Here is a 10,533-nt window from a genome sequence, read left to right on the forward strand (position 1 = left end):
GCGTGGGGGTCCGCGACGCCCGTCGCGCTGCGGGCCGCCTCGGCGACCTGGGCCAGCGAACCGCCGGTCTCGGCCGCGACGGCCGCGGCCACCGCCCCCTCCACGATCGGCGCGTCCACGATGACGACGCGCTCGCGATCCGCGTCGTCGAGGAAGTCGACCGCCGTCTCCGAGGTGAGCACCGCGGAGCCGAGGTCGCAGAGCACCACGACTCCCCCGCCGCCGTCGGCGGTGCCGAGCGCGGCGGAGACGGCGTCGAAGCTCGTGCCGATGCCGCCCTCGTCGGTGCCGCCCGCGGCGACCAGGGTCGTGGTGGGCGCCATCTGTCGGGCGAGCTCGACCGTGCCCTCGGCGATCTTCGAGCTGTGGGAGACGACGACGATGCCGACGGAGGCCATGGTCACGCCTCCCCGGAGGTCGTGGTCGCGGCTGCCGCGACGTCGTCGGCGGCGTCCGCGGCGGCGGCCAGGATGAGCGCGGACGACTGCGCGCCCGGGTCCCGGTGGCCGACCGCTCGTTCGCCGAGGTAGCTCGCTCGTCCCTTGCGGGCGACGAGCGGCTCGGTCGACTCGGCACCGGCAGCTGCGGCGTCGGCCGCTGCACGCAGGACCGCCCCGGGCTCGTCGCCCTCGTCCGCGGCGGCCCGCGCCGCGTCCGTCGCCGGAGTCCAGGCGTCGATCATCGTCTTGTCGCCGACCTCCGCCTTGCCCCGGAGGACGGCGCCGTCGCGAGCCGCGGCCACGAAGGCCGCGACGGCAGCGGAGTCGAGCTCCGTCGCGTCGCCGAGGGCGCCCGCCCCCTTGAGGAAGGCGGTGCCGAGCAGGGGCCCGGAGGCGCCTCCCACGGTCGAGATGAGGGTCGTCGCGACCATCTTGAGCAGGGCGCCGGGCGTGGCGTCGTCCGGCTGCGCGGCGAGCTTCGCGCGGACGGCCGAGAAGCCCCGCTCGAGGTTCTCGCCGTGGTCACCGTCGCCGATCTCGCGGTCGAGCTCGACGAGCGCCGAGCGGTTCTCGCTGACGGTGTCGGCCGCGCGCTCGACGAAGCGGCGGGCCCAGGTGGAGTCCAGTGTCATGTCGTCCTTCTCTCGAGTGTCTGGTCTGGTGGCGGCGGGAGGGTCAGCGGCCGTGCCGCAGGGCAGCGGTCTCGACGGGCGCGTCCCACAGCTCGGTCAGCTCGTCGTCCAGCCTGGTCACGGTGATCGACATGCCCTGCATCTCGAGCGACGTGACGTAGTTGCCGACGAGGGTCCGTGCGACCTCCACGCCCTTCTCGGCCAGCACCTCCGCGGCACGCCGGAACGCGATGTAGAGCTCGACGAGCGGCGTGCCGCCCATCCCGTTGACGAACAGCAGGACGCGATCGCCGGAGGCGGTGCCCAGGTCGTCGAGGACGGCGTCGAGCAGGCGGTCCACGATCCGGTCGACCGGCTCGAGCGGCACGCGCTCGCGACCGGGTTCGCCGTGGATCCCGATGCCGATCTCGATCTCGTCGTCGGCGAGCGTGAAGCTCGGCTCTCCGGCGTGTGGCACGACGCCAGCGGCGAGGGCGACGCCCATCGTCCTGGTCGCGGCGTTCGTGCGGCGGGCCACCTCGGCGACCTGCTCGAGGGAGTCACCGCGCTCGGCCGCGGCCCCGGCGGTCTTCTCGACGACGACCGTGCCCGCGACGCCGCGTCGGCCGGCCGTGTAGAGGGAGTCCTTGACGGCGACGTCGTCGTCGACGAGCACCGACGCCACGGTGATGCCCTCGGCCTCGGCCAGATCGGCCGCGGTCTCGAAGTTGAGCACGTCGCCGGTGTAGTTCTTGACGATGAAGAGGACGCCCGCTCCCCCGTCGACGGCCTGGGTAGCGGCGACGATCGGATCGGGCGTCGGCGAGGTGAACACCGGGCCCGGAACTGCGGCACTGAGCATGCCGTGGCCGACGAAGCCGGCGTGCAGGGGCTCGTGGCCGCTGCCTCCGCCGCTGACGATCGCGACCTTGCCCGCCACGGGCGCGTCGGCCCGACGCACGAAGGTGGGGTCGTGCGAGACGACCAGCAGGTCAGGGTGGGCGGCGCCCATGCCGGCCACCGCCTCCTCGACGACGTCCTTCGGATCGTTGATGAGCTTCTTCATCGAAGTCCTTCCCTGGGTGCGGGCGCGGTGCTCGGACGGCACCGTCGCGCCTCGAAGCTACTCCGGCCGGGGCTGGTGCAGGCAGGGCGCGCGACACCGTGCCTGCACATATGTGCATCCGTGGTGATTCGAGTGGCGGCCAGGGTGCGGCCCGGGTCTATGGTGATGCCACACGCTCACCGCGGAGGTGCACAGTCGCCCTCCGCCCGACGACTAAGGAAGGTCGACGTGGACCTGGGAACGATTTTTCTCTCTGAGCTGGTGGGCACCGCCATGCTCCTCACCCTCGGTGGCGGCGTGGTCGCCAACGTGGCCCTCACGAAGTCGAAGGGCTTCAACGGCGGCACCCTGATGGTCAACTTCGGCTGGGGCCTCGCGGTCTTCGCCGGCATCGCGGTCTCGTACAAGTCGGGCGCGCACCTCAACCCCGCGGTCAGCATCGCGCAGCTGATCCTCGGCAACATCGACTTCCCGCAGTTCCTCGTCTACGTCGCGGCGCAGATGGTCGGAGCGATCATCGGTGCGGTCATCGTCTGGCTGGCCTACAAGAACCACTTCGACGAGGAGCCCGACCCGGCCTCGAAGCTCGGCGTGTTCTCGACCGGTCCGGCCATCCGCAACTACGGCTGGAACCTCGTGACGGAGATCATCGGCACCTTCGTGCTGGTGTTCGTCATCATCGCCTTCACCAACGGCAGCGCCGCACCGGTCGACCTCGGCGGCCTCGGCGGCCTGGCCGTCGGCCTCCTGGTGGTCGGCATCGGCGCCTCCCTCGGCGGCCCGACCGGCTACGCCATCAACCCGGCCCGTGACCTCGGCCCGCGCATCGCCCACGCCCTGCTGCCCATCAAGGGCAAGGGCTCCAGCGACTGGTCCTACGCCTGGGTGCCCGTCGTGGGCCCCCTCGTCGGCGGGTCGCTCGCAGCGCTCCTGTCGTACCCGCTCCTCCCCCTCATCAACGGCTAGCAGGCCGGCCACACCCGTTCCACGACTGCACCACGGGGACACCCGGGACACGCTCCGGCCACGGCCGGGGCGCGTCCCCCCTGCCCGGTGCACACCATCAACGACGAAGGAGAACCACCCGTGAGCGACGACTACATCCTGGCGATCGACCAGGGCACCACCAGCACCCGCGCCATCATCTTCGACCACTCCGGCTCGATCGTCTCGACCGGCCAGAAGGAGCACGAGCAGATCTTCCCGCGCGCCGGCTGGGTCGAGCACGACCCCGCCGAGATCTGGGAGAACACCCGCGAGGTCATCGGCCAGGCCCTCTCCCGTGCCGACATCACGCGCCACAACATCAAGGCCGTGGGCATCACCAACCAGCGCGAGACCGCCGTCGTCTGGGACAAGACCACCGGCAAGGCCGTCTACAACGCCATCGTCTGGCAGGACACCCGCACCCAGTCGATCGTCGACCGCCTCGCGGCCGACGGCGGCGTCGAGCGCTTCAAGCCCGTCGTGGGCCTGCCGCTCGCCACCTACTTCTCGGGCACGAAGGTCGTCTGGATCCTCGAGAACGTCGAGGGCGCCCGCGAGAAGGCCGAGGCCGGCGACCTGCTCTTCGGCACGACCGACACCTGGGTCCTCTGGAACCTCACCGGCGGCACCGACGGCGGCGTGCACGTCACCGACGTCACCAACGCCTCGCGCACCCTCTTCATGGACCTCGAGACGCTCGAGTGGCGCGACGACATCCTCGAGGCCTTCGACGTGCCCCGTTCGATGCTCCCCGAGATCAAGAGCTCGTCCGAGGTCTACGGCACGGTCGAGGCCTCCAGCCTCCTCCGCGAGGTCCCCATCGCCGGCATCCTGGGCGACCAGCAGGCCGCGACGTTCGGCCAGGCGGCCTTCGACCAGGGCGAGTCGAAGAACACCTACGGCACCGGCAACTTCCTGATCTTCAACACGGGCGAGGAGATCGTCCACTCGAAGAACGGCCTGCTCACGACGCTGGGCTACAAGCTCGGCGACGCGGCGCCGCACTACGCACTCGAGGGCTCGATCGCCGTCACCGGCTCGCTGATCCAGTGGCTGCGCGACAACCTCGGCATCATCGGCTCCGCCCCCGAGGTCGAGGAGCTCGCCAAGAGCGTCGAGGACAACGGCGGCGTCTACTTCGTCCCCGCGTTCTCGGGCCTGTTCGCTCCCTACTGGCGCTCGGACGCCCGTGGTGCCCTCGTGGGCCTCACGCGCTACGTCAACAAGGGCCACATCGCCCGTGCCGCCCTCGAGGCGACGGCGTTCCAGACGCGCGAGGTGCTCGACGCGGTCAACGCCGACTCGGGCGTCGACCTGACCGAGCTCAAGGTCGACGGCGGCATGACCGGCAACGACGCGCTGATGCAGTTCCAGGCCGACATCCTGAACGTGCCCGTGGTGCGTCCGGTCGTCGCCGAGACCACCGCGCTGGGCGCCGCCTACGCGGCCGGCCTCGCGGTCGGCTTCTGGGAGACGCTCGACGACCTGCGCTCGAACTGGCAGGAGGACAAGCGCTGGACGCCGAACATCGAGGCCGACGAGCGCGACCGCACTCTCCGCCTCTGGAAGAAGGCCGTCACGAAGACCTTCGACTGGGTCGACGAGGACGTCAACTGACGCCAGCCTCCTCTGAGGCGACACGCTGACGCCGACCTCCCTGAGGTGACAGCACGAGGGCCCGATCCGTCTGGAACGGGCCCTCCGTCGTGGCCGGGACGACCGCCTCCTCGGGACCTCTGCAGGCGGCCCCGCTGGAGGCGGTCAGCACGACTCAGCGCCGCGTGGCGGCCACCCAGTCGGCCAGCTTGCGGGATGCGGCGCCCGAGTCGATCGCCTCGGCGGCGACCAGGAGCTGCTCGCGGAACCGGGCGAGGATCGGCCGGTCGCGCTGGCTCGGGTCCTGGGCGAGGCGGTACGAGACGAGCCCCGCCGCGGCGTTGAGCAGGACGATGTCGCGGACCGGGCCGGCCTCCCCGTCGAGGACACGACGAGCGACGCCGGCGTTGTGCTCGGCGTCGCCGCCCACCAGGTCGGCGATGGCCGCACGCGGGATGCCCAGCTCGAGGGGGTCGAGGTCGTGCTCGGTCACCGAGCCGGCCGAGACCTCCCAGATGTGGCTGTGACCCGTGGTCGTGAGCTCGTCGAGCCCGTCGTCGCCCCGGAACACCAGCGCCGTCGCCCCGCGGGTCTGGAAGACGCCGACGATGAGGGCGACCTTCTCGGGCGACGCGACGCCGACCGCGCTGGCCTCGGGACGCGCCGGATTGACGAGCGGGCCGAGGAAGTTGAACACGGTGGGCACGCCGATCTCGCGCCGCACGGCCGCGGCGTGGCCGAAGCCCGGGTGGAACGCCGCGGCGAAGGCGAAGGTGAGACCCACCTCGCCGAGCACCTCGGCGACCCGGTCGGCACCGAGCCCCAGGTCGATGCCGAGGGCCGCCAGCACGTCCGACGACCCCGACGACGAGCTGGCGGCGCGGTTGCCGTGCTTGATGACGGGCACGCCGGTCGACGCGACGACGACGGACGCCATCGTCGACACGTTCACCGTGCCGAACCGGTCGCCGCCCGTGCCCACGATGTCGACGGCCATGGAGTCGACGGGCAGCGGCACCGCGTGGGCCAGCACGGCGTCACGGAAGCCGACGATCTCGTCGACGGTCTCGCCCTTGGCACGGAGGGCCACGAGGAACGCGCCGAGCTGGGCCGGGGTCGCCTCCCCCACCATGACGCGCTCCATCGCCCAGGTCGCCTCGCTGATCGAGAGGTCGTGCCCGGAGAGCAGCTGGTCGATGAGGAAGGGCCAGGTCAGGTCGTGGATCATGCCGCCAAGGCTATCGGCGCGCAGGGTGGCCCATCACATAGCTCGTCGTCAACGCAAAATCCACCACCCGGGGTTTCCTGCGCAAACCCTGGGCCGGTTACCAGGCATAATGGTCCTCGTGACAAGTACCTCTCTCTCGAGACCTTCTGCAGGACCGGTCGTGAACCGGCCGAGCACGGTTGCCGTGGGCACCATCGTGTGGCTCGGCAGCGAGGTCATGTTCTTCGCCGGCCTCTTCGCGATCTACTTCACGCTGCGCAGCACCTCCCCGGGGCTGTGGGCTGCCGAGACCGCCAAGCTCGACGTGCCGTTCGCCCTGACGAACACGATCATGCTCGTGCTCTCGTCGGTCACCTGCCAGTTCGGCGTCTTCGCCGCCGAGCGCATGCAGGCACGACGCACCGGCAAGCTGTTCCAGGTCGGCTCGTGGGGAATGGTCGAGTGGTTCTTCCTCACCTACTCCATGGGCGCCGCGTTCATCTGCCTCCAGGTCTTCGAGTACGCCCACCTCATCTCCGAGCACGTCACCCTCAGCTCGAGCGCCTACGGCTCGGCCTTCTACATGACGACCGGCTTCCACGGGGCCCACGTCATCGGCGGGCTCATCGCGTTCCTGCTCACGATCGGCCGCGCCTTCGCCGTCAAGAACTTCGGTCACAAGGAGGCGACGACCGCCATCGTCGTCTCGTACTACTGGCACTTCGTCGACGTGGTGTGGATCGGCCTCTTCATGGTCGTCTACGTCCTCAAATAGGCATTGGATCCCTCGCACAGCATGTTCCTCAAAAGCTCAGCAGCCACGTCCTCTCCCGAGGGCCGCACGCCCAAGCGCCGCCCGGCCAAGACCGGTCGCCGCAGCCCCCTGGCCACGGCCTCGCTCCTCCTGGTCGGCCTGCTGACCACCGGTGGTGCGTACGCCCTCTTCTCGTCGACGGCCACCGCCGACGAGAGCACCACCTCCGCCGCCTCGCAGCAGAGCATCGACGAGGGTCAGAAGCTCTTCGCCTCCAACTGCGCCACCTGCCACGGTCTCGCCGCCGACGGCACGGGCGAGGGCCCGAGCCTCATCGGCGTCGGCGCCGCCTCGGTCGACTTCCAGGTCGGCACGGGCCGCATGCCCATGGCGGCCAACGGCCCCCAGGCAGAAGAGAAGCCCACGCAGTTCACGGACGACCAGGTCTACGACCTCGCCGCCTACGTCGCGTCACTGGCCCCCGGCCCCGCGATCCCCGACGAGGAGTACCTGCAGGCCGACGGCGACACGACGAACGGCGCCGAGTTGTTCCGCATCAACTGCGCCATGTGCCACAACGTCGCCGGTGCGGGAGGCGCCCTCACCGAGGGCAAGTACGCCCCCGCTCTCGACGGCGTCAGCGGTGCGCACATCTACGAGGCCATGCTCACCGGCCCGCAGAACATGCCTGTCTTCAACGACCTCAACCTGTCCCCCCAGGACAAGGCCGACGTCATCACCTACCTCAAGTACCTGGAGAACAACCCGTCGCCCGGCGGGTTCGAGCTCGGGAGCCTCGGCCCCGTTGCCGAGGGCCTCTTCATCTGGATCTTCGGCCTCGGCGCGATCGTCGCCGTGACCATCTGGCTCACCGCCCGGTCCAACTGACCCGCGACTCTCCCGCACTCCACGAAAGGCAAGAAACCATGGCACAGCACGACGACGAGGCCCCGATCGCGGGCTCGGCTGTCGAGAAGCATGAGCCTCGACAGGTGTCGGCCGGAACGGCCGTCGTCACGACGGACGTCTTCGAGAACCCGGGTGAGCCGCCCCATCGCGACCGGGTCACGGACATCGACCCCAAGGCCGAGAAGAAGGCCGAGCGACAGGTCAGCATCTGGTTCTTCCTCTCGATCGTCGGCAGCATCGGCGCCATCGGCGCCTACGTGGCGTTCCCGATCACATCGGGCGACTCGGGTTCCGTCCGCCTGAACAACCTCTTCCTCGGCCTCGGCATCGCGCTCGGCCTGCTGTCCGTCGGCATCGGTGCGGTGCACTGGTCGAAGACGCTCATGCCCGCGCGCGAGATCACCGAGATGCGACACAGCACCCGCGGCACCGACGAGACCCGTGAGAAGGCCGTCGAGGTCTTCGCCCTGGGCAACCAGGAGTCGGGTTTCGGCCGCCGCGCGTTGATCCGCAACAGCCTCATCGGCGCCCTCGTCGCCACTCCCCTGCCGGCCGTCGTGATCTTCCGCGACCTGGCCCCGGCAGAGGACCCCAACGAGGTCCTCCGTCACACCCTCTGGGAAGACGGCATGCACCTCACCCGCGACCCTGACGGCTCGCGAATCAGAGCGTCCGACGTGACCCTGGGCTCGGTGTTCCACGTGATCCCCGAGAACCTGAACGAGTCGGAGCACCTCCTCGAGGAGAAGGCGAAGGCAGCCGTGCTGCTCATGCGCCTGAAGCCCGAGGACCTCAACATCCCTGAAGGCCGCGAGGGATGGCAGTACGACGGCATCGTCGCGTACTCCAAGATCTGCACGCACGTCGGGTGCCCCGTGGCACTCTACGAGCAGCAGACACACCACCTGCTCTGCCCCTGCCACCAGTCGACCTTCGACGTGACGAACAACTGCGAAGTGATCTTCGGACCGGCCAAGCGGCCCCTCCCGCAGCTGCCCATCGCCGTGGACTCCGACGGGTACCTCGTCGCGCAGAGCGACTTCCACGAACCTGTGGGCCCTAGCTTCTGGGAGCGCGAAAAGTGATCACCACCACACCGGCACCGAGCACGGAGACGACTCCGTCCGAGGGCTCGAACACCACCACCACGGCACCGGCCTTCGCGCCGACCAAGACGAACAAGATCTTCGGCGCCGCGGCGAACTATGTCGATGAGCGCACCAGCATGTCCGGCCTGGTCCGCGAGGTGGGTCGCAAGATCTTCCCGGACCACTGGTCGTTCATGCTCGGCGAGGTCGCGCTGTACTCGTTCGTCGTGATCTTGCTCTCAGGCACGTTCCTGACGTTCTTCTTCCAGCCGTCGATGGCCGAGGTCAACTACAACGGCTCGTACGTGCCGCTCAAGGGCCTCAACATGTCGGCCGCCATGGCGTCGACGCTCGACATCTCGTTCGACATCCGCGGCGGTCTGCTGTTCCGCCAGATCCACCACTGGGCCGCGCTGCTCTTCGTGGCGTCGATCATGCTGCACATGCTGCGCGTCTACTTCACCGGCGCGTTCCGCAAGCCCCGCGAGATCAACTGGGTCGTCGGCTTCACCCTCTGGGTCCTCGCCATGGCCGAGGGCTTCACCGGCTACTCGCTCCCCGACGACCTCCTCTCCGGCAACGGTGCGCGGATCATCGACGGCATGGTCAAGGGCATCCCCGTGATCGGCGTCTGGATCTCGTACCTGCTGTTCGGCGGAGAGTTCCCCGGCACCGACATGGTGGGTCGCTTCTACTCCCTGCACATCATGCTGCTGCCGGCCCTGCTGATCGCCCTCCTCGGCGTCCACCTCCTGCTGCTGATCATCAACAAGCACACGCAGTGGGCAGGCCCCGGCAAGACCAACGAGAACGTCGTCGGCGTCCCCGTCATGCCGGTCTTCGCCGCCAAGGCCGGTGGGTTCTTCTTCATCGTCTTCGGCGTCCTGGTGCTCATCGCGTCGCTCTTCACGATCAACCCGATCTGGAACTACGGGCCCTACGACCCGTCGCCGGTGTCCGCGGGAACGCAGCCGGACTGGTACATCGGCTTCGCTGACGGTGCTCTGCGACTCGTCCCGCCGGGCTGGGAGTTCCTCTTCTTCGGATACACGGTCTCGATGAACATCCTGGCGCCGATCGCCGTCCTAGTGATCTTCATCCTCGCGGTGCTGCTGTACCCGTTCCTCGAGGCGTGGGTGACCGGCGACAAGCGCGAGCACCACATCCTCGACCGTCCGCGGAACGCTCCGACCCGTACGGCGATCGGTGCCGCCGGCATCGTCGTCTACGCAGCTCTCTGGGCTGCGGCGAGCTCGGACATCATGGCGACGCACTTCAGGCTCTCGCTGAACTTCGTGATCCACTCGGTCCAGGCCGTGTTGATCATCGGACCGTTCCTCGCCTTCTGGATCACCAAGCGCGTCTGCCTGGCTCTCCAGAAGAAGGACCGCGAGATCGCCCTCCACGGCTACGAGTCGGGTCGGATCGTCCGCCTCCCCGGTGGCGAGTACGTCGAGGTCCACGAGCAGCTCGACGAGTACGAGCGCTGGCGTCTGCTGAACTTCAACGAGTACGAGCCGCTCATGATCCGTCCGAACGCGAACGGGCAGATCACTCCCCTGCAGCGCGTCCGCGCGTCGGTGTCGACCTTCTTCTTCGAGGACCGCATCGCACCGGTCAAGCGCTCGGAGATCGAGGCCTCGCACCACGACGAGCACTGACCCACCTGCACCACCCGGAGGGCCCGACCGCAGCAGCGGTCGGGCCCTCCGCCGTTCACTCCGCTCCCCCGTCTCCCTGCACCTCGTGCCTCATCTGCCGGAGATGTCGGCCGCCCGTCGCCCGGCCGAGCGCGGGTGCAAGGCGTTCCCGAGGCCCTTGGCGGGTTCCCGTAGCCCTCGGCGGGTTCCCGTAGCCCTCGGCGGGTTCCCGTAG

General features: G+C 69.3%; 10 protein-coding genes. 6 read left to right on the top strand and 4 right to left on the bottom strand.

Going from position 1 to position 10,533, the window contains the following annotated elements; translation table 11 throughout:
* The 3 genes from dhaM to dhaK form a co-directional block, all read right to left on the bottom strand.
* A partial coding sequence (gene dhaM / locus RWM17_RS08485; RefSeq protein WP_314102690.1) for a dihydroxyacetone kinase phosphoryl donor subunit DhaM occupies positions 1 to 398 on the bottom strand: 398 nt, incomplete at its 3' end.
* 2 nt (positions 399 to 400) lie between these two features.
* Positions 401 to 1,072 carry a dihydroxyacetone kinase subunit DhaL gene (gene dhaL, locus RWM17_RS08490; protein WP_314102692.1) on the bottom strand — a complete coding sequence of 224 codons (672 nt, stop codon included), beginning with the start codon at positions 1,070 to 1,072 and terminating at the stop codon, positions 401 to 403.
* A gap of 43 nt (positions 1,073 to 1,115) precedes the next feature.
* The gene (gene dhaK, locus RWM17_RS08495) at positions 1,116 to 2,117 is read right to left on the bottom strand and encodes a dihydroxyacetone kinase subunit DhaK (RefSeq protein WP_314102694.1); all 1,002 of its coding nucleotides are present in this window, start codon (positions 2,115 to 2,117) and stop codon (positions 1,116 to 1,118) included.
* A 228-nt stretch (positions 2,118 to 2,345) separates the two neighbouring features.
* Between dhaK and RWM17_RS08500 the strand changes: the two genes are divergently transcribed.
* Both RWM17_RS08500 and glpK read left to right on the top strand, forming a co-directional pair.
* Positions 2,346 to 3,083 carry an MIP/aquaporin family protein gene (locus tag RWM17_RS08500; RefSeq protein WP_314102696.1) on the top strand — a complete coding sequence of 246 codons (738 nt, stop codon included), beginning with the start codon at positions 2,346 to 2,348 and terminating at the stop codon, positions 3,081 to 3,083.
* Positions 3,084 to 3,203: 120 nt separating this feature from the next.
* Complete coding sequence (gene glpK / locus RWM17_RS08505) at positions 3,204 to 4,721, top strand: glycerol kinase GlpK (protein WP_123545611.1); 1,518 nt, start codon at positions 3,204 to 3,206, stop codon at positions 4,719 to 4,721.
* A 154-nt stretch (positions 4,722 to 4,875) separates the two neighbouring features.
* On the opposite strand, the gene trpD is transcribed toward glpK, so the two are convergent.
* A complete protein-coding gene (trpD, locus tag RWM17_RS08510; RefSeq protein WP_314102698.1) occupies positions 4,876 to 5,928 on the bottom strand; it encodes an anthranilate phosphoribosyltransferase in 1,053 nt (350 codons plus the stop codon).
* Positions 5,929 to 6,037: 109 nt separating this feature from the next.
* Here trpD and RWM17_RS08515 point away from each other — a divergent pair, with 109 nt between their 5' ends.
* From RWM17_RS08515 to RWM17_RS08530, 4 genes are read left to right on the top strand one after another with little or no spacing between them, the layout of a single operon-like run.
* Positions 6,038 to 6,682, top strand: a complete 645-nt coding sequence (locus tag RWM17_RS08515) for a heme-copper oxidase subunit III (protein ID WP_123545607.1) — start codon at positions 6,038 to 6,040, stop codon at positions 6,680 to 6,682.
* Between the two features lie 21 nt (positions 6,683 to 6,703).
* Positions 6,704 to 7,549 carry a c-type cytochrome gene (locus RWM17_RS08520; RefSeq protein WP_133737450.1) on the top strand — a complete coding sequence of 282 codons (846 nt, stop codon included), beginning with the start codon at positions 6,704 to 6,706 and terminating at the stop codon, positions 7,547 to 7,549.
* 38 nt (positions 7,550 to 7,587) lie between these two features.
* Positions 7,588 to 8,655 (top strand): Rieske 2Fe-2S domain-containing protein, encoded by a 1,068-nt coding sequence (locus RWM17_RS08525; RefSeq protein WP_314102702.1) that lies wholly within the window; start codon positions 7,588 to 7,590, stop codon positions 8,653 to 8,655.
* Positions 8,652 to 10,319, top strand: coding sequence for a cytochrome bc complex cytochrome b subunit (locus tag RWM17_RS08530; RefSeq protein WP_399540325.1), 1,668 nt, complete (start codon positions 8,652 to 8,654; stop codon positions 10,317 to 10,319). Before RWM17_RS08525 ends, RWM17_RS08530 begins: the two co-directional genes overlap by 4 nt.
* Positions 10,320 to 10,533: the final 214 nt, after the last annotated feature.

Origin of the sequence: uncultured Frigoribacterium sp. (genome assembly GCF_963515265.1) — a bacterium.
Lineage (GTDB): Bacteria > Actinomycetota > Actinomycetes > Actinomycetales > Microbacteriaceae > Frigoribacterium.